Raw genomic sequence first — 24,383 nt, 5'->3', positions numbered from 1 at the left:
TCCCGCCCCGGAAACCCAGCGGACGGAGGACGTCATGGCCCCCACCATTCCTGCCAGGCCCCGGGTGCTGTGGCTGATCAAGGGGCTCGGGCCGGGCGGGGCCGAACAGCTCCTGCTCCTGGCGGCGAAGGTCGCCGACCGCGAGCGGTTCACCTACCGGCTCGCCTACGTGCGCCCCGACAAGACCCACCTCATCCCCGAGTTCGAGGCGCTGGGCTGGCAGCCCGAGCGGCTGGGCGAGGGCGGGCGCGGTTGGCCCGCCGACCTGCGGCGGATCATGGCCGGCGCCGACGTCGTGCACGTGCACTCCCCCGCGCTGGCGTCTGCCGCCCGGCTCGTGGCGCGCTCCCTGCCCCCCTCGCACCGGCCCGCCGTGGTGGTCACCGAGCACAACGAGTGGAGCAGCCACCGCCTGCCCACGCGCCTGCTCAACGGGCTCACCACCCCGCTGGACGCCCACCACTGGGCCGTCTCCGACCAGGTGCGCGACACGATGTGGCCCTCGCGGCAGGCCGGCTACGAGGTGCTCATCCACGGCATCGACACCGAGGCGGTGCCCGTCGACCCGGACGCCCGGTCCCGGTTGCGCGCCGAGCTCGGCATCGCCGAGGGCGAGGTGCTGGCCCTGACCGTGGCGAACCTGCGCCGCAACAAGGACTACCCGAACCTCCTCCGCGCCGCCCACCGTGCCGTCGCGGTCGAGCCGCGCCTGCGGTTCGCCGCCGTCGGCCAGGGGCCGCTCGCCGACGAGGTGCGGTCGCTCAAGGCCGAGCTGGGCCTCGGCGAGCGGTTCCACCTGCTCGGCTACCGTCGCGACGTGCACGAGCTGATGGCGGCCGCCGACCTCTTCACCCTAGGCTCGGCCCACGAGGGCCTGCCCGTGGCGGTGATGGAGGCCTTCGCCGCCGGGTTGCCCGTGGTCGCCACCAACGTGGGCGGGCTGCCCCACCAGGTGCGCGAAGGCGTCGAGGGGCTGCTCGTCCCGCCGGGGGACGCCGACGCCCTGGCGTCCGCGCTGGTGCGGGTGGCCGGGGACGACGCGTTGCGGCTGCGGATGGCCGAAGCCGCGAGGGCGCGCGCCGCCGACTACGACATCCGGGCCGCCGTCGCGGTGCAGGAGGAGGTCTACGCCGAACTGGCGCGCTGACGGCGTCCGGTGAGCGTCTTGGCGGCATCGACGAGGCCGGCGTACGCCGTCTCGGGGCCGAGGTTGCCGGCGAGCTTGGCGGCGAAGAAGCGGTCTGGGTCGGTGCGGCGCACCGGCACCCGGTAGAGGCGGGCGTGGTCGACCCCGGGGAGGTTGCGGCCCAGCGCCCCCGTGGAGGCGCTGCGGAACCGCTGGCGCATCGCGTCGTCCAGGGCAGGGACCGGGATGCCCCACGGGTAGGTGAAGTGCTGCGGCTTGAGCCCGGTGTACCGGAAGACCTCCGCCGTGCACGCGTCGAGTTCCTCGACGGTCAGCACCTCGGGGCGCACGTGCCGGTGGGTGTGGTTGCCCAGCGTGCACAGCCCGGAGTCGACCATCTCGTGGATCTGGTCCCAGGACAGGCCGCGCCCCGGCTCGCCCTTCGCCGTGGCGCCCTCCCACTGCATCGGCGCCCCCATGTACGCCGTGGCGAGGTAGATCGTGAACGGTAGGCGCCGCTTGCGGAGCAACGGCCAGGCGTTGCGGTACACGTCCGCGAACCCGTCGTCGAAGGTCAGCACCACGCTGGGGGTGGCATCGCCGGCGTCCAGGCGGTCGAGCGCGGCGTCGAGGGACAGGACGTCGTGCCCGCCCAGGGCGTCCACGTGGCGTGCGAACGCGTCGGGGGTGACGTCGAGCTCGTTCGTGGTGCCGCCGCCGACGCGGTGGTAGATGAGCAGGGTCGCACCCTGGGCGTCCCGCCGCGAGGGGCGAGCGGCCAGCACGGACTTCAGGGCCCCGCGGACGCCGTGGTCACCAAGCATGCGCACCGACCAGCTCCTTCCTCGTCGCGTCACGGGTGGCCTTCTTGGTCGCCGACTTGGGCAGCGGCCTGGGCAGCGCCAGCAGAACCAGGAAGAACGGCACCATCAGCACCCGCTGCCGGGCCAGGATGCCGAAGTTCGCGAAGCCCGAGAAGGCGAGGATGAACGCCAGCGCGTAGACCACCGCGAACACCAGGTACGGGTTGCGTCGCAGCAGGGTCGGCAGGGCCTTGAGGCGCGGCCACGCTGCGACGGTGAGCACGAGCAGCACCAGGCCCTCGGCGCTCTGCACCAGCATGGGCAGCCCGTTGGCCTCCCAGGGGAACGGGCGAAACAGCAGCGTGACGATCGCTGCCGGCACACCGAGCGGCGACTCCAGCGGCACGGGGGTGAAGGCGGAGCCTCCCTGGGCGGTCTGGCCGCCGGCGTCCTCCACCCGGTCCGCCACGGCCTGCGCGCTCAGGTCGTCGATCCCCAGGAACTGGGCCGACGCGCTGACCAGGATCACGGCGGCCACGCCCATGACGAAGACGCCGGCGGCCTTGGTCAGGATGCTCGTCGACCGCTTCGTCGTCGGTCGGACGACTTGGGCGACGAAGAGGGCCGCGACCATGAGAACCGTGATGTGCGGGCGGATCAGGGCCGTGCCCGCCGCCCCGAGGGCGATCAGCGCCAGCCCGGTGGCCAGCGCATGGTTGAAGAACCGCGCGGCGCCGTAGGCGGTCACGCCCACGAACAGCATCAGCCAGGCCTCCTTGCCGATGCTGGAGGGCCAGTACAGGATCGTGGGCAGCAGGAAGACCAGCAGCGCGTACCGCTTGTGGTCGGCCTGGGGTAGCGCGACGCGGAACGCCCGGTAGATGAGGTACACGCCCCAGAACGCGAGCGACCCGAACACGAAGAACGCGGTGATCACGCTGGGGCCGATCACGACATAGAGCGCGGTCGTGATCAGCTCCATGTTCAGGGTGCCCACCTTGCCGGACGCCTCCCACCAGATGTCGCCCTGCCGCCAATCGAGGTAGTGGCCGATCGCGAACAGGTTGTACGCCTCGGCGTCCGCCTGCCCGCCATAGAGGTAGTAGGCGACGATGTAGCGGGCACTGATGCCGGCGAGCTTGAGGAGGAAGCCGGTGACCAGGAGGCGGGTGAACCAGGCCTCGCCCTGGCGCTTGGCTGCGGCGGCGATGAGCACTCCGTTGAGCGCGATCACGACCGGCACCATGAACATGGCTCCCCAGGTGTTGTAGGACTGGGTGTCCATCGCCCACGTGAAGACACGCGCGAACGTGACCAGACCCCACAGGGCCACGGCCAACGCCGCCACCCAGCCGAGGACGCGCATCGCCGCTACCCCCGTGACCGGCGGGGGCGTGCGTCGACCTCGGACTCCTCCTCCTCGCGCGGCGGCAGGCTCGCGCTGGTGGCCGCGAGGCTTCGCCGCGACTTGCCGCGACTCGGCCCATCGCCGTAGCCGTAGCCGTAGTCGGCCTTGCGCACGTGGCCGGCGATGAGGATGGCCCCGGTCACCGGCACGCGGAAGCGTCCGAGCAGCTCGGCCACGCGGTGGGCGGCATTCTCGGTGAGGCGCCCGGCACGGACGACCAGCACGATCGCGTCGGCCAGGGGGAGGATGTCGAACACGTCGCTCGCCGCAAGCAAGGGTGAGGTGTCGATCAGCACGATGTCCGCGCTCTGGCGGGCGTCGTCGATCAGCGGTGCCAGGCGGCTGGTCAGGGACGCCGGGTAGTCCAGGCGTGTGCCGGCCGTCACGATCGACACGCCGTCGACGCTGGTCGGTCGCACGATGTCGGCGAGTTCGACCGTGCCGCGCCCGGTCAGGTAGTCGGAGATGCCCGCGCCCTGGGGCACGTCGAACTTGACGTGCGTGTCGGGCGAGCGCAGGTCGGCGTCCAGCACCAGCACCCGCTGACCGGTCTCGGCGAAGCTCGCGGCCAGGTTGGCGACGCTGGTGCTCTTGCCCTCGGCCGCGTGGGCGGAGCTCAGGAGGATCACCTGGGCCTGCTTGACGTGCTCGCCCTGACCGTCCGCGCGGCGCGGGGACCAGTCGTCGGGCACCTGCTGGGCCGGCAGGTGCATGAGGGCCGTGCGGGCGGCCCGGTACCCGTCGGCATAGATGCTGAGCGGCTTGCTGACCGTGAGGATCTTCCCCTGGCCCCGGTCGCCGCGGCGCAGCCGCGGGACCTCGGCGATGACCGGCATGCGCAGCGCGTCGGACACCTCGGCCCGGGTCCGCAGGCGCGAGTCGAGGCGGTCCAGCACCAGCGCGATCGCCAACCCCACGAGCAGGCCCACCAAGGCCGCCAGCGCGGTGCGGATGTTGCGGTCGGGCGGGATCACGAAGCCGGCCGTGCTCTGGTTGGGGATGGGGGTGGCCTCCTGCAGCATCGTGAGCTCGGCGCTACCGGCGCCGGGCGGGGCCTCGGCGAAGAACGCCGCGGCCTCCTCGGCGAAGGTGTTCGCCACCAGGGCCGCCCGGTTGCCGTCGGCGGCCGTGGTGGAGATCGTGATCGACTCCGACGCCGGGTCGGTCGCCACGATGATTCCGGAGGCGAGCACGGCCGGGTCGCCGGTGTAGTTGAGGCGCTGGGCGGCCCGCCGCGGCACCTCGCCGGTGGTGATGAACAACGCGATCCGCGCCATCGAGGCCCGTTCGACCGGGGCCTGCGGTGCTGTCGTCCCCCGCCCCGGTGTTTCGACCGGGTCGGCCCGATACCCCACCAGCAGCGTCGTGGTGGCCGTGTAGGAGCCGATGCGCTGGGTGGTGTCGGTGCGGGCAGGGGTGGCGAGGAACATGGCGCCCGCGGCGACCAGCGTGCAGAGCAGGATCACCCACCAGCGCTGGCGCAGGATCTTGATGAAGTCGTGGAGGCTCACGAGCCACCCCCGTTCCGCGAGGGACGTGTGACCGCGGGGTGCAGCATGCAACCACCTTTCGCATGGCGAGTCCGGGACCTGCGCGCCAGGGCCTGACGAGCACAACCGAGCTGATCCTACCGGCAACAGCGTTATGCTCCACTTTGCCAATCCAAGAATGCCTTGCCACGATGGGTCGGTGCCCACAGCGTCCACCAGCCGCGACACCCCGCTGCGCCTCGCCCACCTGACCACGGTGGACATGTCGCTGGCCCTCCTGCTGGCCACCGAGCTGCAGGTCGACGTCGAGCAGGGCCACACGGTGTTCGGCATCAGCGCGGCCGGTCCCTACGTGGAGCGCGTCGAGGGGCTGGGCGTCGAGCACGTGCCGATCCGGCACTTCACGCGCTCGTGGTCGCTGCTGAGCGACCTGCGGGCCTTCTTCGAGCTCTTCCGGACCATCCGGCGGCTGAAGCTCGACGTGCTGCACACCCACACGCCGAAGGCCGGGGTGATGGGGCGGATCGCGGGTCGCCTCGCCGGGGTTCCCGTCGTGGTGAACACCTGCCACGGCCTCTGGGCGCGGCCGGAGGATCGCTGGTTGAAACGCGCGTTGGTCTACGGGGCCGAGGCGCTCGCGATCCGGTTCTCGCACTACGAGCTGTTCCAGAACGCCGAGGACGCCCGCACCCTGCGCCGCTTCCTCAAGCCCGGCCGCTGGGAGGTGGTCGGCAACGGAGTCGACCTGGACCGATTCCGGTTCGATCCCGAGGGACGTGCCCGCGTGCGCGCCGAGTGGGGTATCGCGGATGACGCGTTGCTCGTGGGGACCATCGGGCGCCGGGTCCGCGAGAAGGGGCTCGCCGAGTTCGCAGAGGCGGCGCACGCCCTGGGCGACCGAGCCACGTTCGTGTGGGTCGGCCCGGCCGACGAGACGGACGCCGACACCCAGGTCCCACACGAGGACGCCATCCGTTTCGTCGGTGAGCGCACCGACATGCCTGCCGTGTACTCCGCGCTCGACGTGTTCGTGCTGGCGTCGTACCGGGAGGGGTTCTCGCGGGCGTCCATGGAGGCCGCCGCGTGTGGGAGACCGATGGCGCTGACCGACATCCGCGGCTGCCGCGAGATCGGCACCCACGAGGACCACCTGCTGCTGGTCGATCCGCAGAACGGCACTGCCCTCACCGCTGGCGTGGCGCGCCTGCTTGACGACCCCAACCTTCGGACCCGGCTCGGTGGCGCCGCCGAGGAGAGGGCGCGTCAGGCCTTCGACCAGAGAAGCATTGCGTCGGCGTCCCTCACCGCCTACGGGGCCGCCGCCTCGGACGCTCGAGTTGTGGAGGCGGTGGACCAGGATGGCTAGCCCCGGTCGCCGCATGCTTGGGGATCTGATACGGCCGCACGCCCCGAGCCTGGTACTGCTCCTGGTCGGCTCATTCGTCGGCTCGCTCGTTGAGGCCTTCTTCCTGGTGGGCATGACGGGCATCGCCATGGGCATCGCCACCGGGACGGACACCGTCAGCCTCGGCGCAACCACGGACGGCGTGCTTCCTCCGCTCAGCATCAATGCCTGGCTCGTGCTGGGCGTCGCGTTGCTGGGGGTGCGGCTCCTCCTGGCGACCGGCAACGCCTGGCTGGAGGCCAGGACGACGGCCGCGATCCTCACCCGCCAGCGAAGGCGTGTCACCTGGGGGTACCTCGACGCCGACTGGGCGACGCAGCAGCAGGAGGCCTCCGGCAAGCTCCAGGGGGTCATCGGATTCGCGTCCTCGACCAACGCGGTGGTGAACAACGTGCTGGGGATCGCCACCGCCGGCTTGAGCCTCACCGCCTTCATCGCCGCCTCGCTGCTCATCGATGTCGCCTCGACCGGAGTGGTGGCCCTGGGCTTGGTCCTGCTCGGCTCCGCGATGATCCCCCTCCGGCGCTGGATCAGGCGCCGCGCACAGATCCGCGCGAAGAGTGCGCTTGCCTTCACCGAATCCATCGGCGAACTGGGGTCCATGGGCCTGGAAATGCATTCGTTCGGCGTGCGAGGGCGGTTCAAGCAGGCGGTCGATCGCCTCTCGACCCGCGACGCGCGCCACGGCCGCGCGGTGGACACGCTGTCCCTGGTCGTGTCGCCCATCTACGTGAGCATGGCCTACGGTGCGGCCTTGGCGGGCGTGGCCTTGGCCCAAGGCGTCAGCAACCTTGACGCCACGGTCCTCGGGGCGGTGATGCTGCTTATGCTGCGTTCCCTCTCCTACGGGCAACAGGTCCAGACGCAGAGCGTGTCGCTCGCCTCCAACTGGCCGCGCCTCGAGCAGGTCGACACGAACGTGCGCCGCTACGAAGCCAACCGCGCCAGCGGCGGCGAGGCAGTCCCCCCAACCGAGATGCCGCTCGCCCTCGAGCACGTCTCCTATGCCTACACGCCCGACCGCACGGCGCTGAAGGACGTGTCCCTCGAGGTGCGCAGGGGCGACAGCATCGGCATCGTGGGTCCATCGGGGTCGGGCAAGTCCACCCTGATCCAGTTGATCCTGGGATTGCGCAACCCGACGGCCGGTGTCGTCGCCGTGGCCGGGGTCGACCTCCGGGAAGTGGATCGCTCATGGTGGACCTCCCACATGGCCCTCGTCCCCCAGGACCCGGTGCTGTTCACGGGCACCGTGGTGGAGAACATCCGCTTCTTCCGGGACGGAATCAGCGACGAGGACGTGGAGCGGTCCGCCCGCCAGGCGAACGTGCTGGACGAGATCCTCGCCCTCCCGCAGGGCTTCAACACGCACCTCGGGCAGGGTGGAAGCCAACTCTCGGGCGGGCAGCGCCAGCGCCTCTCGATCGCCAGAGCCCTCGCGGGCAGCCCCCGCATCCTGGTCATGGACGAGCCCACCTCAGCCCTCGACGGTCGGAGCGAGGCACTGGTGAAGGAAGCGCTTGCCGCCCTGACCGGCGAGGTCACCATCATCATGATCGCCCACCGCGTCTCCACCCTCGACCAGTGCACCCGCATCCTCGTCGTCGAGGACGGCCGCATCACCACGGACGCTCCCGCCGCGGAAGCCCTGGCCTCCAGTGCCTACTACCGGCGCATGCGTGGCCTCGGTGGCGACCTGGCGGCAAGCCCCAGCCTTCAGGGTGAGGCGACACATGGTTGACTCCTACGACGTCGCCGTTGTCACCTACCGCCGGCAGGGCAGCCTCCGGACCGTCCTCAGTTCGCTGGCCGGCCAGACCATCCCCCCGTCGACCACTGTGGTCGCCGACAACGACCCGGATCGGTCCGCGGAGGCCGTCGTCCGGGACTTGCAGGGGGTCTGGCCCGGTCGGCTGCTGTACTCGCACGTCGGTGCCAACCTTGGACCCGCTGGCGGTTGGGCGCACGCGGCGCACGTGGCTGCGGCAGACCCGGCCGCCCGAGGCACGTGGTTGCTGGTCCTCGACGACGACGACCCGCTGCAGGCGCCCACGATCGTGGAGTCCCTCCTCGAGGTCGCGTCACGGCACGAGCGCCTCGGTGCGGTGGGCCTCCGCGGAGCACGCCTCGACCGCCGCCGCGCCCGTCTGCGACGGGTCGAGCCGCCGACCGGCGAATCGGAACCCGTGGAGTACCTGGCCTCGGGGGGCGCCCCCCTCTACCGGTGGCGGGCCCTGGACGAAGTCGGCTTCTTCGACGACCGGCTGTTCTTCGGGTTCGAGGACCTCGACCTGGGCCTGCGGCTGGCCCGCGCGGGGTGGCCGGTCCGTGTCGCCCCCCGTCCGGACCTCCACGTCGTTCCCAACAGCGCCGCCACCCGATCCCCGTGGCGCGAGTACTACAAGACCCGCGCGCTGGTCTGGATCCTGAAGGAACGGGTGGGTCATGGTCCGGCGCTCGTCGCGGCAGGACGTTCCCTCGCCGGCGGCGTTGCGCACTCGGTCCGCCACCGGGCCCCGAGCGTGTTGCTCGGCCGTCTCCGCGCGGTGAACGATGGGTGGCGCGCACGCCTGGGTGTCCGGCCCGAATACCAACCTGGCGCCAACCCACCCAAGGCTGTCCCAACGCCGGAGTCCTTGTCGATCGCGTTCGTGTCCGGCGTCGACGTAGGGGGTGCGCCGCGCAGCACGCTCGAGCTGGCCCGGTGCCTCGCCGAGCGTGGGCACCGGGTCACCGCGCTGCTGGGGAGACGTGCCCAGCTCGCTGGGCCGTTCGGTCGGGCGGTCAACGCGGTCATCAAGGTGCGCCGACGTCTGCCGTTCCTGGACCTGCGGCCGCTCCTGCGCCCGGTGGGGCGGACCCTCCGTCCCGTTCCCGAGGATTCCGGGGTGCGCGTCTGGTCCGTCGACCACCCCGAGAACGCCGTCGGGGGCCTCCTCCGCGACGGACGGGTGGACGTGCTGGTGGCCAACAGCTTCTCTCGTGAGCAGATGCGCTGGATCGCGGCGGATGCCGCCCGGGCGGGCGTCCCGTGGGTTCTGTACATGCGCGAGGACCACTCCGCGACGCACTTCACCGTCTCGGGTCTGACGCCGGACGCGATCCTCGCCAACTCCAGGGCGCTGGCGGCCGAGGTGCCCCCCAGCGCGGGTGAAGTCGTTGTCGCCCCGTCCATCATCCACCCGCCGGTGGTCGAGTCGTTGCGGACCGCCGTCGTGCTGGTCAACCCCGTGGCCGAGAACCGACCCGAGATCGTCCGCGCACTCGCCGCTCGTCGACCCGACATCCCCTGCGTGCTGCAGGTGTCATGGCCCCTGCCAGACGACCACGTGGCCACCCTGTCCGACTGGGCACGCGACCTGTCCAACCTCGAGGTGCGCGACCGCACGCCCGCCCCCGCCGAGGTGTACGCGGACGCCCGCCTGCTGGTCGCCACCTACCCGGCGGGCCGCCCCCGCGTCGTGCACGAAGCCCAGGCCAACGGCATCCCGGTGGTGGCCTTGGACCAGCCTGCGCTGGCGGAGGCCGTGGGCCCGGGTGGTGTGTTCGTCGCGGCGTCCGCGACCACGGACACCTGGGTCGACGCGATCCTGGCTGTCTGGGACGACGCCACGTACTACGAACGACTGTCGGATGCTGCCCGCGCGCATGCCGCCCGTGATGAGATGGACCCCGAAGGCATCGTGGATCGTGTCGAAGTCGTGTTGAAGGGGGTGCTCGCGTGAGTCACGAATACGACCTGTCTGTGGTCATCCCTGCCTACAACGGCGCGGAATGGATCGGCGAGCAGCTGGACGCCCTGGCCGCGAGTGGCCCGGACCAGGACGCCGTCGAAGTCGTCGTCGTGGACAACCGCTCCACCGACGACACCCAGGCCGTCGTCCGGGCGTGGTCGCAGGGCAGCGGCAGGCCGGTCCGGGTCGTGGAGGCCTTCGACCGGGCCGGCGAGCCGCATGCCCGCAACGTTGGCTGGCAGGCGGCCAGGAGCGAACGCATCGCGTTCTGCGACGCCGACGACAGGGTGTCGACGGGCTGGGCCACCGCCATGCGCCGGGGCCTGCACTCCGAGCGCTACCTGACGGGCCCCATGGACACCCTCACCCTGAACCCCCCGGCCGCAGCCGGGATGCGCGGGCAGCGGCTCTTCAGCCAGCGCCCGCTGCTCCACGACGCGGTCCCCTTCGCGCACGGCGCGAACATGGGGTACCAGCGAGGTGCCCTCGCCGAGGTCGGCGGCTTCGATGAAACGTTCCTGATCGGCTGCGACATCGAGATCGCCGTCCGGTGCTGGCGCGCAGGCATCGACCTGGGCTGGGCCGAGGACGCGTTGGTCCACTACCGCTTCCGCACCGACTGGGATGGTGTCTTCCGCCAGGCCAAGGCGTATGGCAGGTCCCGGCACCGCATCGACGCGCTGGTGCCCGAGGTCGCCCGATCCCGGCCGCTGGTCCAGAACCTGAGGCGTTCGGCCTGGCTCGTCAAGAGCCTCCCTCTGCTGGCCGGCGAGCGCCGCCTGCACTGGGCGTGGGTCGCGGGTCAGGTCGTCGGTGAGGCACGAGGCGGTCTGGAGGCACGCCGATGACGGAAACCCTGCTTGCCCCCACCGCGGACGCCGTGCCCCTCGACCTCGCAGTGATCATCCCGTCGCACAACGTCGCGGACACGCTCGGTGACCAGCTCGACGCCCTCACCGCCGAACGCTGGACCCGTCCTTGGGGCATCGTGGTTGTTGACAACCGATCCACGGACGCCACCCGCGCAGTCGCGGAGGGGTACGCCGACCGGGGTGTGCGGGTGGTGGTGGCCGACGCGCGCGGCGGCGTCGCCTACGCCCGCAACAGTGGCGTCCGGGCAGTGGACGCCAAGGCGGTCGCCTTCTGCGACGGGGACGACGTCGTGCAGCCTGGCTGGGTGAAGGCGATGGGTGAGGCGCTTGACCAGGCCGACATCGTCTCGGGGTACAACGACACGACCGTGTTGAACCCCGCCTGGCTCGCCGCGACGCGCCCCGGCGGCACGAGGGGACAACTGTCGAAGTTCGGCCGGGTCCCCTTCGCATCGGGAGGCAACGGTGGCATGAGGAAGTCCCTCTTCGAGCGCCTCGCGGGGTATGACGAGGACTTCGTGGGGCTCGAGGACATCGAGTTCTCCCTGCGGGCCCATTCCGTCGGTGCGCGCTTCGCGGCAGCGGACGCCGTGATTTCCTACCGTTATCGCCACGACCTGAAGGACCTCTGGAAGCAGGGACGGGCGTACGGCCGAGGCCGACCGGTCCTGGCTGAGCAAGCCCGCTCTCTAGGACTGGACGGACCCAAACGGCACGAAGGGCTCAGGTCCTGGGCTTGGCTGCTCGTGCACGCGCCCGATCTCCGTCACAAGACTGGGCGGTTCAAGTGGGTCTGGGTGCTGGCGAATCGGATCGGGGTCATCGAAGGCGCCTTGCACGCCCGAATCCTCCAACTGTGACTACCCGGGACAGGAGATAGAGAGTGCTGTTCGTGTTCGCGCTGGATGAGGGGTTCGTCCACCCGACCGGCGTCGCGGTCGCATCGCTTGACCGCTTCCTGGGGCCGGACGATCGGATTGCGATCCTCCATGTTGGCCTGGGCTCCGCCTCGCAAGCCAAGCTGCGGGCCTGCTCCACCAACGCAAGCCTGGAGTTCCTCGATTGCACGGGGCTGTCCGATGCGTCGTGGGTGCCCCCGGGCCACGTGAGTGAAGCTGCCTTCCTTCGCTATCTCGCGCCCGGACTCCTTCCCGACGACGACCGCTGCGTCTATCTGGATGGGGACGTCTTGGTGCGCCACGACCCACGCCCGCTGCATTACATCGACTTGGCTGGCCGGACCTTGGGTGCCGTGCAAAGCCGCGTGACCCCATTCGTCGCCTCGAAAGGTGGTGTCGGCGGATGGCGTGAGTGGGGACTTCCCAGCATGGCCCCGTACTTCAACTCGGGAGTGCTGACCATCGACATGGCACGGTGGCGGCAACTCGAGGTCACTGCTCGTCTGACCCGCTACCTCCGTGAGCACCTTGACAAGGCGACCCTTGCCGACCAAGAAGCTCTCAATGCCGCTGTGGCAGGAGACTGGATTCCGCTGGATCGGACGTGGAACTACATCACCTACGTCGCCGACTACTTCCTCCAGGAACCCGAGCATGAGCCTTCCTCGCCCAATATCGCGCACTTCGCAGGCCGTGCGAAACCATGGAAATTCGGCTCCCAACCACTGTTCACGGACGAATGGTTCGGCGTCCAGGAGCACACCCCATGGGCTGGGTTCGAACCGTCGCCTGCGCCCGCCGCGCGCGGCTTCCGCCCGACCCTCCGCCGCGGGGCCGGACGCTCTTTGCGGTGGCTCAAGGCGCTAGCGCAGGGAGAAGGATAGCGCTGACATGTAGCCGCCAGACTCGGAGACCCGGCCAAAGCCTAGTGCGTGTCGCGCCCTGGAGCTCAGTCGCCAGCCAGCTTGGCTATTGCCTCATTCCACAGGCGGGTCTTCTTCCGTAGGAGTTGTTCTGGGTCATCTGTTATTCCTGTGGTGCCTCCTGTATGGTGGTATACGACCCCTCCGATCACAACTCCCCAACCCCATTCGGTCGGAACGGCATCGTGCAGAACGACTCGATCCCTCCCCAACCGCTCAAACAGCAGCTCTCCGGTGTCCCACGTGTTTTCACCAAAGACCGGATCCTGACCGAGGTCCCGGTGCAGATTGTAATTCTGAAAGCTCAACCCAGCGTCCAGCACCGTCCGACGTCGGAAGGCAGAACAGGCGGGGTGGAGCCGACCACGGGGCCCCCACGACCCGGAGCCAAGAACCCCCGGGCGACTCAATGGGTCAATAATTGTCTCAATCCACCGCGACGAGAACGGAAATGCGTCGGAATCGAGGGTGACGACGTACTCCGACCGCGACAGGAACAATCCAATGTCAAGCGCTCGCCCGTGACCAATGTTGGTGGGAACCCTGACAGCCCGGACTCCAAAGGGCCGCTGGCGGAGCCAATCCCAACTTCCATCACGCGACGCATTGTCGATGACGATGATCTCCGTCCCTTCGGGACTCATTTCCCTAACCGCCTGGCAAACCGTCTTCATGAATTCGAGTGTGTTGAAGTTCACGATGACAACGGTTACCTCCCCCCACCGCGCGGGCCGAAGCCGGGCAAACCATCGGAGAATACGCAGGGGAATATTGACCGGTTGCGCAAAGATGACGTCGTCTAGAACGCTCCCCTGGTAAAGAGGCGGTCGAACTCGGTGGGTGAGTACTCTTTTCCTGATCCAGTCTGCCGAACGCCTCCAGAAACCAAAGAGCCGTTCACCCAGTCGGCGATTGCTCAATGACTCCATCAACTTTCCTCCCAGCCGTCTGCCGCGACGGCCTGCCTGCTTCTGCTCGCTGATTGGCGCTTTTCGGCATGATGCCCAAGGCGCCCGAGAATTCTTCGGAGCGCTCGCGTGCGAAGGCTAACGTTGCCCCGATAGATGTGCCCAGGCTGGGTGGGACCCAGCAACTCGGAGACGGTGACAAATTCAACACGTCGCCCAAGGAGACGATTGAGGAACTGTCGCGTTCCATCTACAGTGCTTGGCTCCGAGTCATGGAGCAGCACAATATCACCGTCCCGAAGAGACTCGGTCACGATCTTGGCAGTCATGCTGGACGATCTGTGCTTCCAGTCAAGAGAAGTCAGGGTCCAGAGGATCAACGCTTGGCCGCACGCCATCGCTGCCCGCCTTACCCGTTCATCGTAGTGACCTTGCGGAGGGCGGAAATGGACAACTCTCCGCCCAGTGATGACTTCGATCACCTTTTGGCTGTCAATTACCTCGACAGACACTTCTGAGTCATTCACGACGCGAAGATCTGGATGGGTCATGCTGTGACCAGCAATCTCGATCAGCGGACTTGAACCCAAACGGCTTAGGACCTCAGGACGACTCTGAGCACGGTCCCCACGCACGAAGAAGGTAGCTTTTACCCCCGCCTTTTCAAGGACGTCCAGCAGATCCAGGGTATGCTCTGTCGGCCCGTCGTCGTACGTGAGCGCGACCTTGATCGTTCCATCATTCCGTGTGGAACCCACCTTTGCCCCTAACTATGAGGATGTCTTGCAGTGGCGTGACACTATTTGGGATTGATCCTCATCCCGAGGTGATGACCTCGCCACGTGTGAAAAGTGTTGCAACTACGTGCGCCTACGGTGGCTGCCCCTCGTCCTGGCCTGGCCAAGTCTCTTTGAAACTCTCAAGCCCCTCACGTATAGCCGAGCAGTCGTGCGTGGAGCGCGCAGGTACAACATCACGGCGACCCGAAGCTTGGCGCCAGATGCAAGATCGTTCTCCGCGCGCGTCACAAGGAGCCGTTGCTCCTCAAGTTCGTCGACCTCGGCCGGGCCCAACGCCCTCCAGTGGGGAGAAGGACTACCCATCGCCCGGAGATGCCACGCGAACCCGTGCTTGAACTCCCGCAACGCTACATCCAGTATCCCCATGTCTTTGAGTTCCCTGGAACGCTCCAGATGGGCGCGGGCCTTATCAATTTTGGACCGCACACTGGGCTCCCCCGAAGTGATACTTCCCTCCCGCTGACGATAGTAGTACAGCCTGCGACGCGTATATGCGATCGTGCCCGCTCGATGGTACATCCTGTGCGTCACGAAAACATCTTCGTGAAGGCGCCCTTCCGGGAACCAGATTCCATCGAGCAAGTGACGGCGGAAGAGTTTCGCGCAGGCGCTCAGTGGGTTCACTGGGAGCATCGCGGTTCCTGCCCTGAGGAACTCCTCTCCCGAAATGATTTCAACAGATCCATCACGGTCCGAAGCGATAGTCTTCTCACCGCTGGTCCAAAACATGCCACAGGCGCTCATGCCCGCGGAATCGTCGGCTCGGAGCAGACTAACCAAGGTCTCCACGGCGTCGGACGCCAACCAATCGTCGCCATCCAAGAACATGACCAACTCGCCCTCTGAAGCCCGAAGACCGCTGTTCCGAGCTACCGACAGACCACCATTGGCCTGATGGAGCACGCGGATGCGCCCGTCCTGCGCAGCGTGGTAGTCGCATCGTTCGCCGCCCCCGTCGGGGCACCCGTCGTTTACCAGCACCACGTCCAAGTGGGCGTAGGTTTGTTCAAGCACTGAGGCAACGCACTGGTCCAAGTAGCCACTCACCCTGTACACGGGGATGATGACCGAGACGAGCGGACTTCCCGGCAGGTCTTGTTCACCCATGTCAACTCACCCGCCACCGTGGGCGAGGTTGCCAAGGTCTCCAGATCTGACCAGTGTCCCGCGCCAGCTCGTGGCTCGAGTTGGCACCCACCCGAGCAAGACGATCCTTGAGCACGGCGAACTCCCTGGGCCTCGAGTAGGAAGTGCCCGCGGGTCCCTGATGGACCAGGGGCGCTGCGTCCACGACGCCGAGTCTGAAGCCCTGATCCACCAGTTGCGTCCACTCGACGTCCAATCCCCAGCCCATCTCCACATCCACCGGGAAGGGAAGAACCGCTCCACGAACGCGCGGTGACACAAGCACCACTGGGCCTACCTCGACGAAGCGAGTCAGCCGAACGAGCGACCCAAGGCGGACCGCGGTCACTTGAAATGTGGACGCGCTGGTCGGCAGGTGGGCGGGTTGCGCCAAGTCGAGTCCAGCGGCGACGGCTAGCGCGATGAAGGCGTCAACTCCGGCCAAGGGGAAGGAAATGTCGTCATCGACGATAAGGATCCAGCGATCCGCTTCTTGGGGGTTGTCGTCCAGCAGGCGCTGCAGCAACTTCATCCGCGCGCCTGGTCCCCGGTCACGGGTGTGGCCCGCGAGCTCGCCCAGGGTTCCGGCTTCGTCCAAGCAATGTAGGTGGACCTGGGAACCCTCTGGCAGTTGCGCCACGAGTGCACGAACGACTTCCAGATTCTTGGTCCGCCAGACTCCGACCATCGTCACCGGGACGGGCAACTCCCTGCGCGCTCGGGGGCCAATCAGCCGTCCGTTCACATAGGCAAGGCAGTGGTCACGCAACCTACCGAGCTTGACTCGTGCGTTCCTGCCCTTCTTGCGCACCCAAGCACTACGTGACACCTCATCACGATTCCCACCCGGACGGCGGCCCCTGGAACCATCATGATGTTCCATCATTCTCCCATTCTCGACCGTGCGCCCACTCCACCGGGCGTGCTTGACGCAACGACACTGGGTCCACCCACGCTGTTGATGGCCGTGTTGCCCATCGGATGCATACTTGGGGGGCCAGGTTGCGCGAGGCCTCCATTGCCAGAACATGACAGGGATCGACGGCAAGCGCCCAAACTGAGTCTCTCTTCCGCGTCTCCACCGCTTCCGCATTCACAGTCGCACGTCCACGCCCGCCGCCTCAACGACGTACTTGAGGTCATAGAACACCGACGCGGCGGGGCGGCCCCAGGACCGAATCGCTTCTGCCCCCATCTGCTTGAACTGCCGGTGCGCGACCGCGAGCACGATGCCGTCATAGACACCGGCCTCGGGCTCGGCGACCAAGTCGATGCCGTAGTGGCGCTTCGCCTCGGCCGGGTCCGCCCACGGATCGTGGACATCCACGGTGATCCCGTACTCCTCCAACTCAGCCACGATGTCGACCACCCGTGTGTTCCGCAGGTCCGGGGTGTTCTCCTTGAACGTCAACCCCAAGATCAACACCCGCGCACCCTTGACCGGGATGCCCTCCTTCGTCATCCGCTTCACCAACTGCGACGCCACATACGCACCCATCGAGTCGTTCAACCGGCGTCCGGCCAGGATGATCTCCGGGTGGTACCCCACCGACTGCGCCTTGTGCGTCAAGTAGTACGGGTCCACGCCGATGCAGTGCCCACCCACCAGACCCGGCCGGAAGGGAAGGAAGTTCCACTTCGTTCCCGCAGCCACCAACACATCCTCGGTGTCGATACCCAACTTGTTGAACAAGATCGCCAACTCGTTGATCAACGCGATGTTCACATCCCGCTGCGTGTTCTCAATCACCTTCGCCGCCTCAGCCACCCGAATACTCGGCGCCAGGTGCGTCCCCGCCGTGATGATCCGCCCAAACAACTCATCGACGAACTGGGCCGCCTCCGGCGTCGACCCCGACGTCACCTTCCTGATCGTCGGCAGGCGATGCTCCTTGTCACCCGGGTTGATCCGCTCCGGGCTGTACCCCACGAAGAAGTCCACGTTGAACCGCAACCCCGACAACTCCTCCAAGAGCGGGACGCACTCCTCCTCCGTCGCCCCCGGGTACACCGTCGACTCATACACCACCACATCCCCGACCTTGAGCACCGCGGCGATCGACCGGGTCGCCGACAACACCGGCCCCAAATCAGGTCGCTTGTGCTCATCGATCGGCGTCGGAGTCGTCACGATGAACACCGTGCACCCCGCGATGTCACCCGCGCCAGCGGTGTACGTCAGGCCCTCGACCCCGGCCAACTCCTCATCAGGAACCTCCAGGGTGCGATCGTGCCCCGACCTCAATTCCGCCACCCGGGCCTCGTTGATGTCAAACCCCACCACGGGGAACTGCCTGCCAAACTCCACCGCCAATGGCAACCCCACGTACCCGAGCCCCACCACAGCGATCCGCACGTCGTCCACCTGCTGCACCACTCACTCCTCCCAGCGGGCCGGCACGCCGACCGCGACCACACCTGACGGTACCGACTTGGTCACCACCCCACCGGCACCGACCACGACCTGCTCCCCCACGGTGAGGTTCTGCAGCACCGTCGCCGCCGCCCCCACCAGGGTTCCCTCCCCCACGACGACCTCGCCCGAGATCACCGCGGCCGGGTTGATCGACACGAAGTCACGCAGGTCGGCGTCATGGCCAATCGTCGCGTTCGGGTTCACATGCACGTGCCGGCCCAGCTTCACGTTGTTCGACACCGCCACCCCCGCGCAGACGACGACGCCCTCGGCCAGCGTCGTCCGCGCCCCGAAGGTCGCCGACGGGTGCACGGCGGTGAACGGCCGCAGGCCCACGGCGTCCAGTTCGGCGACCAAACGACGGCGGACGCCGGGCGCCCCGATCCCGAGCACGTAGGCCACCGCGCCGGGGGCCGTGGCCAGCCACTCCGTGCGCGTCCCCAGGAACGCGACCCCGCGATCGGCTAGCCGGGCCCGGTTGGCCGACGTGATCGCGTCGTCGACGACCCCGAGCACCTCCAGATCGGCCCCCGCCGCGACCATCGCCTCGAGCACGTCCAGGGACTCGCGGCCGAACCCGGACGCGCCGACCACCACCACCTGCTGGGTCACCGGGCCGACCCCTGGAACTCGGACATCGTGACGTGATCCTCGGCGCTGATCCCCCGCCGCAGCACCACGACGGCGACGGTCTCCCAGAGGATCCGCAGGTCGAGCGCGAACGACCGATGGTCGACGTACTCGACGTCGAGGGAGAGCTTCTCGTCCCAGTCCAGGCCGTTGCGGCCGCGAACCTGCGCCAGCCCGGTGATGCCCGGGCGCACCTCGTGCCGGCGCGCCTGCTCGGGGGTGTACCGGTCCAGGTACTGCACCAGCAGCGGCCGCGGCCCGACCAGGCTCATGTCGCCCTTCAGGACGTTCCACAGGGTCGGCAGCTCGTCCAGGCTGGTCGACCGCAGGAACCGGCCCAGCGGTGTGAGCCGGTCGGCGTCCGAGACCCGCTGCGCGTCGGGCAGCAACATGGTGCGGAACTTCACCAGCTCGAAGACGCGCCCGTCCTTGCCGGGGCGCGGCTGGCGGAACAGCACGGGGCGTCCGTGCTCCTTCAGCACGGCCAGCGCGACCGCCGCCTGCAGGGGCGCCGTCACGACCAGGCCGACACCGGCCACCCCGGCGTCCAGGATGCGCTTGGTGACGTCGTAGGCCCTGCGGTCACGCATGCCGCACCCCACCTCGGGTGAAGGGGGCCAGCGCGGCGTCAACCCGCGCCACTTCAGCGTCCGTCAGCACCGACCCGCTGGGCAGCGACAGGCCGGTCTCGAACAGTCGCTGGCTGGTGCCGTTCACGAACGCGCGCGCGCCGGCGAACACCGGCTGCAGGTGCATCGGTTTCCACAGCGGGCGGGCCTCGATGTCGTCCTCGAGCAACGCCAGGCGGACGTCCTCGGCGGTGAAACGGGCCACGTCGGGGTCGACGAGGATCGACGACAGCCAGCAGTTGTCGTCTGCGGACGGCTCGCCGAACACCGTCACACCCGGCACCGAGGCGAACAGGTCGACGTAGTGGGCACGCAGCTCCCGCCGGCGGGCGATCATCGCGTCGAGGCGTCCGAGCTGAGCCCGGCCGAGGGCCGCCAGCAGGTTCGACAGGCGGTAGTTGTAGCCGATGTCGGTGTGCTCGTAGTGCACCACCGGCTGGCGGGCCTGGGTCGCCAGGTACCGGACCCGCGCCGCGAAGGCCGCGTCGTCGGTGAGGAGCGCTCCCCCGCCGGAGGTGGTCATGATCTTGTTGCCGTTGAACGACACGGCCGCGGCCACCCCGTAGGACGGCGCCGGGCGGCCGGCGTGCGTGGCCCCGAGCGACTCGGCGGCATCCGACAGCACCGGGACGCCGTGCGCGGCCGCGATCGCGTCGATGCGGTCGTGGTCCACGACCTTGCCCAACAGGTCGACCGGCACGACGGCCGCCACCGTGCGCCCCTGGCGTTCGAGGTCCTGGAAGGCTTGGCCCAAGAGGTGCGGGTCCATGTTCCCGGTCTCGTCACAGTCGACGAACACGGGCTCGGCACCGGTGTAGGTGATCGCGTTGGCGGTGGCGGCGAAGGTCATGGTCGAGGTGAGCACGAGGTCACCCGGCCCCACCCCCAGCACCAGCAATCCCAGGTGCAGCGCAGCGGTCCCGGACGACAGGGCGACGCAGTGGGCGCGATCCGAAATGGCAGCCAGCTCGGCCTCGAAGGCGTCCACCTCGGGGCCGAGAGGCGCAACCCAGCCACCGCGGATGGCGCGGACGAGGGCGGCTTCCTCTTCGGGCCCGACGTCGGGTGACGACAGGTGGATTCTCGCGTCGCTCAAAGCGCACGCCTCGGGTCGTAATCCATGTCCGTACCGTCCCACACGTCAGCGGCGATGATCTCCCCGGGGGCGATCGGCGGGACAGGAACCTGGGTGATCAGCGGGTGTGTCGACGCCACGTGATCCTCGCCCTGGCTGAAGAGCACCTCGTGCAGCTTCTCCCCATGGCGCAGGCCGGTGAAGACGATCTCGATGTCCTGCGCCCCCGACTCGTCGATGAGCCGCTTCGCGACGTCGACGATCTTGACCGGCTCCCCCATGTCGAGAACGAGCGCATCGCCGGGGTGACCGATTGCGCCAGCCTGGATCACCAGTTCGCAGGCCTCAGGGATGGTCATGAAGTAGCGGGTCACATCGGGGTGGGTGACCGTGATGGGGCCGCCCCGCTCGATCTGGGCGCGGAAGGCGTACAGCACCGAACCCCGCGAGCCCAGCACGTTGCCGAAGCGCACCGAGAGGTAGGGGCGTCCGGTCGTCTCGGCGAAGTGCGAGGTGAGCCGCTCGGCGAGGCGCTTGGTCTGGCCCAACACCGCGGTGGCGTCGGCGGCCTTGTCGGTGGAGATGTTCACGAACCGCTCGACGCCGACCTCCTCGGCGACCGTGAGCACGTTGAGGCTGCCGAGCACGTTGGTCTTCCAGCCCTCGTCGGGGTACTGCTCCAGCATGGGCAAGTGCTTCAGCGCCGCCGCGTGGAACACGACCTGCGGGCGCTGGCGCCGGAAGACGGTGCGAAGGGCGTCCAGGTCGCGGATGTCGCACAGCACCATGTCGTCGGTGTCGAGGAGGCCCTGCCCGTAGATCGACAGCTGCACGGAGTGGAGTGCCGACTCGTCGCGGTCGAGGAGGAGCAGCTTGCTGGGACCCATGCGCTTGAGCTGGCGGGCGAGCTCGGAGCCGATCGATCCGCCCGCTCCGGTGACGAGGACGACCTTGCCGGTGACGTAGTCGGCGATCGACTTCAGGTCGGTCTTGATGGGGCGTCGCCCGAGGAGGTCAGCCACGTTGAACGTGCGGAGCTTGTCCAGCTCGACGCGCCCGTCGATCATCTCGCGCACCGGAGGGACCATGACGAGCTTGACGCCGAGCGCCTTCGTCCGTTCGCCCAGGCTCGTGATGAGTTCGGGTGAGGCGTTGGTGACCGCGAGGATGAGGACCTCGGCCTCGGTCTTCTCGACAGCCTTCTCGAGGTCGGCGCCACGACCGAGCATGCGGTAGCTGCGCACGCGGTAGAACCGCTTGGCTGGGTCGTCGTCGAGGAAGCCCACGATGCTGTAGGGCGGCTCTTCGGCGGTGTCGATCAGCTTGGCAACCTGCACCCCGGCGTCGCCGGCACCGTAGACGATGGCGGGGGTCGCGATGATCTTCGAGCGCACCCGGTCGGTGCCATAGAAAGCACGGAAGAACATGCGCCCGACGCCCATGCCGAGCAGGGCCAGCATGGGCACGGTCACGACGACCGCACGGGAGAAGTCGGGATTCACCACGAAGCCGATGCCGCCTGCCACGAGGGCCACGATGCCGACCACGGCGCTCAGCAGCGCGACCTCACCAAACGAGCCGAACCGGCTGCGCCCGAGGTAGAGGTGCACGCCGAAGCCGACCAGCACCTGGGCGACAGCGGCGATGGCGACGTAGGACAGCTGCTCGGTCCACCGTTCGGGCGACAGCGAGAGGTCGTATCGGATCAGGATCAGGAAGGCCAAGGCCACGAACCACATCGCCGCATCCCACGCCGCGACACCGCCGCGGCGCACGAGCAGACGAAAGAACACGGTGACGCTCCCCCCAGACGCAACTCAGTCCCCACAGGATACGCCTCTGCGGCGTCCCGGCAGAACGCTGTTTGGGATTGAGACCAGTGTGTAACTTCTAGTCAGAGCCCGATTGAGAAAGCCAGAGGGAGGGGGACGCCTCCCCCCCCGGGGTGACGTTCTCGGGCCTTGGAGGCCAGCCGCGGCACGCCTCGCAAGGGGAAAACACAGAAGACCCCCTCCGAAACTCGGAGGGGGTCTTGCTGGTAGCCCCGACGGGATTCGAACCCGCGCTACCGCCTTGAGAGGGCGGCGTGCTAGGCCGCTACACAACGGGGCCAGCACTGGCGCCTGTCAGCGCCTCGGGAGACGTTACCAGAGGACTGGCCTGCTGGAAAAATCGCCTCCCGGCAGGGGTACTAGGACTCGAACCTAGACTAACGGAACCAGAATCCGGCGGGCTGCCAATTACCCCATACCCCTTGGCTCCTCGCAGCCGTCAGGATCGCTCCTGAACGCCTCCGTGGAAACGCTGGCCGGTGAGGCCAGCGAGAGAATACCTTACTGCACGACGGCGCTCACGCCAAAACGGGTGTCACGCGCTCGGGCTTGTAGCCGCGGGCGAGCAGCCAGATCACGAGGGTGAAGAGGGCGAAGCGCCCGATGTCCCAAGCCGCCGCAGCCCACGTCACCTCAGTGACCGCCTTGACCTGGGCCATCGAGGTGGTCATCGCCGCGATGAAGAAGGCGCTCACGTTGTTGGCGATGTGGGCCCCGATGGCCGCCTCGAGGCCCCCCGTGCGCACCACCAGCCAGCCGGCGAGGACACCGAACGCGAACCGGTCGACCACAAGCGCGATGTTCGTCGAGGTGTGGAAGAGCGTGAACACCGCAGCTGAGACCAGGATGCCGAACCACGGGGAGGCGACCATCGACCCCAGCGACTGCATGAGGTAGCCCCGGAAGAAGTACTCCTCCGCCGCCGCCTGGATGGGCGTGGTGATGAGCATGACCAGGATGAACCAGAGGGCTCCGGCCTGGGGCTGGACGGCCCAGCTCGGCCCGCCCGGCGCGGTGAGGTTCTGGACGAGCAGCACCAGCCACAGTGATGCGAAACCCACGGCCAGGGTGAGCGCGAACCAACGCCAGCGCACGCGTCCGACCACTGAGCTGAGGAAGCCGGGCCTGACCCGGTGCACGAACAGCACCAGCAGCACCGAGATCGGGATCAACATGGCCAGACCCGCGTGCCCCACGACGAGCCCGAACGGCACCTCGTAGCCGACGAGGCTGCGGTACGTGTCGGTGAACTCCCCCGGACGCCCCACGGCCAGCCAGTACAGCGCGGCCAGGCCTTGGGAGACCAACGGCGTCGCCACCAGGAAGCTGAGGACGCCCAGCATGACGCCCATGAGGGCGGCCGCCGGGGACGCGGTGGGCGTCCGCAGCACGTGGGTGTAGTCGACCCCCGCGGGGACGCGCTCGGTGGCGATCTCGGTGACGCGGCTCATTCCGCGGCGACGACGGGGTTGCTCAACGTGCCGATGCCCTCGATCTCGACGTCGACGACGTCGCCGGGCTCGATACGTCCGACGCCCTCGGGGGTGCCGGTGAGGATGACGTCACCGGGCAGGAGGGTCGTGAACGAGGAGACGAACGAGACCAGCTCGGCGATGCCGTGCACGAGGTTCTTCGTGGTAGAGCTCTGCCGCTCGATGGTCTCGCCGTTGCGGGTCACGGTGACCCGCAGGTCGAGGTCGGAGGCCTCCTCGAGGCTGAGGTGGGTGACGATCCACGGGCCCAGCGGGCAGAAGGTGTCGAACCCCTTCGCGCGGCCCCACTGCTTGTCGCGCTGCTGGAGATCGCGGGCGCTCACGTCGTTGGAGCAGGTGTAGCCGAAGATGACCTCGGGCACGCGCTCGACCGGGACGTCCTTGCAGATGCGACCGATCACGACGGCCAGCTCGCCCTCGTGGTCGACCGCCGAGGTCTGCTTCGGGTAGATGATCGGCTCGCCCGACCCGATGACCGACGTGTTGGGCTTCAGGAACGTCATCGGCTCCTCGGGCACCTCGTTGCCGAACTCGGCCGCGTGCGCCGCGTAGTTGCGCCCGATCGCAACGACCTTGCTGCGGGGGATGATCGGCGCCACCAAGCGCACGTCGTCGAGCAGCAGGCGCTCGCCGGTATACTGCACCGCCGTCACCAGCGGATCTCCGTTCAGGACGGCGATGGTGTTGGGGTGCTCGCCCCGGTCCTCGTCGAGTTCGACGGTTCCGAAGGCGATGGTGTCGTTGTGGACGAATCGGGCGATGCGCATGGCAGCAGGCTATCCGGCCGGTCCCTGAGCCTGTCGAAGGGACCCGCC

Annotated in this window: 21 protein-coding genes and 2 tRNA genes; 7 read left to right on the top strand and 16 right to left on the bottom strand. The window is 68.3% G+C overall.

Features of this window, described 5'->3' with window-relative positions; all coding sequences use genetic code 11:
• Window positions 1-34 precede the first annotated feature (34 nt).
• The gene (locus tag J4N02_RS07395) at window positions 35-1,147 is read left to right on the top strand and encodes a glycosyltransferase (RefSeq protein WP_188333365.1); all 1,113 of its coding nucleotides are present in this window, start codon (window positions 35-37) and stop codon (window positions 1,145-1,147) included.
• On the opposite strand, the gene J4N02_RS07390 is transcribed toward J4N02_RS07395, so the two are convergent.
• Genes J4N02_RS07390 through J4N02_RS07380 form a run of 3 tightly spaced genes read right to left on the bottom strand, consistent with a single transcriptional unit; the run spans window position 1,126 to window position 4,848 of the window.
• A complete protein-coding gene (locus J4N02_RS07390; protein WP_188333442.1) occupies window positions 1,126-1,950 on the bottom strand; it encodes a polysaccharide deacetylase family protein in 825 nt (274 codons plus the stop codon). The genes J4N02_RS07395 and J4N02_RS07390 overlap by 22 nt on opposite strands.
• Window positions 1,940-3,295, bottom strand: a complete 1,356-nt coding sequence (locus J4N02_RS07385; RefSeq protein ID WP_188333366.1) for a hypothetical protein — start codon at window positions 3,293-3,295, stop codon at window positions 1,940-1,942. Before J4N02_RS07385 ends, J4N02_RS07390 begins: the two co-directional genes overlap by 11 nt.
• Window positions 3,296-3,300: 5 nt before the next feature.
• A complete protein-coding gene (locus J4N02_RS07380) occupies window positions 3,301-4,848 on the bottom strand; it encodes a polysaccharide biosynthesis tyrosine autokinase (protein ID WP_188333367.1) in 1,548 nt (515 codons plus the stop codon).
• Window positions 4,849-5,026: 178 nt separating this feature from the next.
• Here J4N02_RS07380 and J4N02_RS07375 point away from each other — a divergent pair, with 178 nt between their 5' ends.
• The 6 genes from J4N02_RS07375 to J4N02_RS07350 are packed head-to-tail and all read left to right on the top strand — an operon-like array spanning window position 5,027 to window position 12,621.
• Window positions 5,027-6,193: a glycosyltransferase family 4 protein gene (locus tag J4N02_RS07375; RefSeq protein WP_208091175.1), complete on the top strand. Its 1,167-nt coding sequence runs from the start codon at window positions 5,027-5,029 to the stop codon at window positions 6,191-6,193.
• Between the two features lie 13 nt (window positions 6,194-6,206).
• A complete protein-coding gene (locus tag J4N02_RS07370) occupies window positions 6,207-7,973 on the top strand; it encodes an ABC transporter ATP-binding protein (protein WP_188333368.1) in 1,767 nt (588 codons plus the stop codon).
• A complete protein-coding gene (locus tag J4N02_RS07365) occupies window positions 7,966-9,957 on the top strand; it encodes a glycosyltransferase (RefSeq protein WP_188333369.1) in 1,992 nt (663 codons plus the stop codon). Before J4N02_RS07370 ends, J4N02_RS07365 begins: the two co-directional genes overlap by 8 nt.
• Window positions 9,954-10,814 carry a glycosyltransferase family 2 protein gene (locus J4N02_RS07360; RefSeq protein WP_188333370.1) on the top strand — a complete coding sequence of 287 codons (861 nt, stop codon included), beginning with the start codon at window positions 9,954-9,956 and terminating at the stop codon, window positions 10,812-10,814. The genes J4N02_RS07365 and J4N02_RS07360 overlap by 4 nt, the downstream gene beginning before the upstream one ends.
• Window positions 10,811-11,698 (top strand): glycosyltransferase, encoded by an 888-nt coding sequence (locus J4N02_RS07355; protein WP_188333371.1) that lies wholly within the window; start codon window positions 10,811-10,813, stop codon window positions 11,696-11,698. Before J4N02_RS07360 ends, J4N02_RS07355 begins: the two co-directional genes overlap by 4 nt.
• Window positions 11,699-11,721: 23 nt before the next feature.
• Window positions 11,722-12,621 (top strand): glycosyltransferase family 8 protein, encoded by a 900-nt coding sequence (locus J4N02_RS07350; RefSeq protein WP_188333372.1) that lies wholly within the window; start codon window positions 11,722-11,724, stop codon window positions 12,619-12,621.
• Window positions 12,622-12,686: 65 nt separating this feature from the next.
• Here J4N02_RS07350 and J4N02_RS07345 read toward each other — a convergent pair whose 3' ends face one another.
• The 13 genes from J4N02_RS07345 to J4N02_RS07285 all read right to left on the bottom strand — a co-directional run bounded on the left by J4N02_RS07345 (window position 12,687) and on the right by J4N02_RS07285 (window position 24,335).
• Window positions 12,687-13,358 (bottom strand): glycosyltransferase family 2 protein, encoded by a 672-nt coding sequence (locus tag J4N02_RS07345; RefSeq protein WP_188333373.1) that lies wholly within the window; start codon window positions 13,356-13,358, stop codon window positions 12,687-12,689.
• A 230-nt stretch (window positions 13,359-13,588) separates the two neighbouring features.
• A complete protein-coding gene (locus J4N02_RS07340; RefSeq protein ID WP_188333374.1) occupies window positions 13,589-14,326 on the bottom strand; it encodes a polysaccharide deacetylase family protein in 738 nt (245 codons plus the stop codon).
• A 102-nt stretch (window positions 14,327-14,428) separates the two neighbouring features.
• Window positions 14,429-15,475 carry a glycosyltransferase gene (locus tag J4N02_RS07335; RefSeq protein ID WP_188333375.1) on the bottom strand — a complete coding sequence of 349 codons (1,047 nt, stop codon included), beginning with the start codon at window positions 15,473-15,475 and terminating at the stop codon, window positions 14,429-14,431.
• Between the two features lies 1 nt (window position 15,476).
• Entirely contained in the window at window positions 15,477-16,025 is a 549-nt protein-coding gene (locus J4N02_RS07330) for a hypothetical protein (protein ID WP_188333376.1), read from the bottom strand.
• Window positions 16,026-16,586: 561 nt separating this feature from the next.
• Window positions 16,587-17,867, bottom strand: coding sequence for a Vi polysaccharide biosynthesis UDP-N-acetylglucosamine C-6 dehydrogenase TviB (gene tviB / locus J4N02_RS07325; protein ID WP_188333377.1), 1,281 nt, complete (start codon window positions 17,865-17,867; stop codon window positions 16,587-16,589).
• A gap of 3 nt (window positions 17,868-17,870) precedes the next feature.
• On the bottom strand, window positions 17,871-18,521 hold the full coding sequence (locus tag J4N02_RS07320) for a NeuD/PglB/VioB family sugar acetyltransferase (protein WP_188333378.1): 651 nt from the start codon (window positions 18,519-18,521) through the stop codon (window positions 17,871-17,873).
• The gene (locus J4N02_RS07315; protein WP_188333379.1) at window positions 18,518-19,129 is read right to left on the bottom strand and encodes a sugar transferase; all 612 of its coding nucleotides are present in this window, start codon (window positions 19,127-19,129) and stop codon (window positions 18,518-18,520) included. The genes J4N02_RS07320 and J4N02_RS07315 overlap by 4 nt, the downstream gene beginning before the upstream one ends.
• On the bottom strand, window positions 19,122-20,264 hold the full coding sequence (locus tag J4N02_RS07310; protein ID WP_188333380.1) for a DegT/DnrJ/EryC1/StrS aminotransferase family protein: 1,143 nt from the start codon (window positions 20,262-20,264) through the stop codon (window positions 19,122-19,124). The genes J4N02_RS07315 and J4N02_RS07310 overlap by 8 nt, the downstream gene beginning before the upstream one ends.
• Window positions 20,261-22,036 carry a nucleoside-diphosphate sugar epimerase/dehydratase gene (locus tag J4N02_RS07305; RefSeq protein ID WP_208091173.1) on the bottom strand — a complete coding sequence of 592 codons (1,776 nt, stop codon included), beginning with the start codon at window positions 22,034-22,036 and terminating at the stop codon, window positions 20,261-20,263. The genes J4N02_RS07310 and J4N02_RS07305 overlap by 4 nt, the downstream gene beginning before the upstream one ends.
• A 243-nt stretch (window positions 22,037-22,279) precedes the next feature.
• A tRNA-Glu gene (locus J4N02_RS07300) sits at window positions 22,280-22,355 on the bottom strand.
• A 71-nt stretch (window positions 22,356-22,426) separates the two neighbouring features.
• Window positions 22,427-22,498: transfer RNA gene (locus tag J4N02_RS07295), tRNA-Gln, on the bottom strand.
• A 95-nt stretch (window positions 22,499-22,593) separates the two neighbouring features.
• Complete coding sequence (locus J4N02_RS07290; RefSeq protein ID WP_188333381.1) at window positions 22,594-23,526, bottom strand: CPBP family intramembrane glutamic endopeptidase; 933 nt, start codon at window positions 23,524-23,526, stop codon at window positions 22,594-22,596.
• A complete protein-coding gene (locus J4N02_RS07285) occupies window positions 23,523-24,335 on the bottom strand; it encodes a fumarylacetoacetate hydrolase family protein (RefSeq protein WP_188333382.1) in 813 nt (270 codons plus the stop codon). Before J4N02_RS07285 ends, J4N02_RS07290 begins: the two co-directional genes overlap by 4 nt.
• Window positions 24,336-24,383 lie beyond the last annotated feature (48 nt).

It is taken from the genome of Propioniciclava sp. MC1595 (assembly GCF_017569205.1).
Classification (GTDB): Bacteria; Actinomycetota; Actinomycetes; order Propionibacteriales; family Propionibacteriaceae; genus Propioniciclava.
This window is presented reverse-complemented; position numbering and strand designations above follow the sequence as displayed.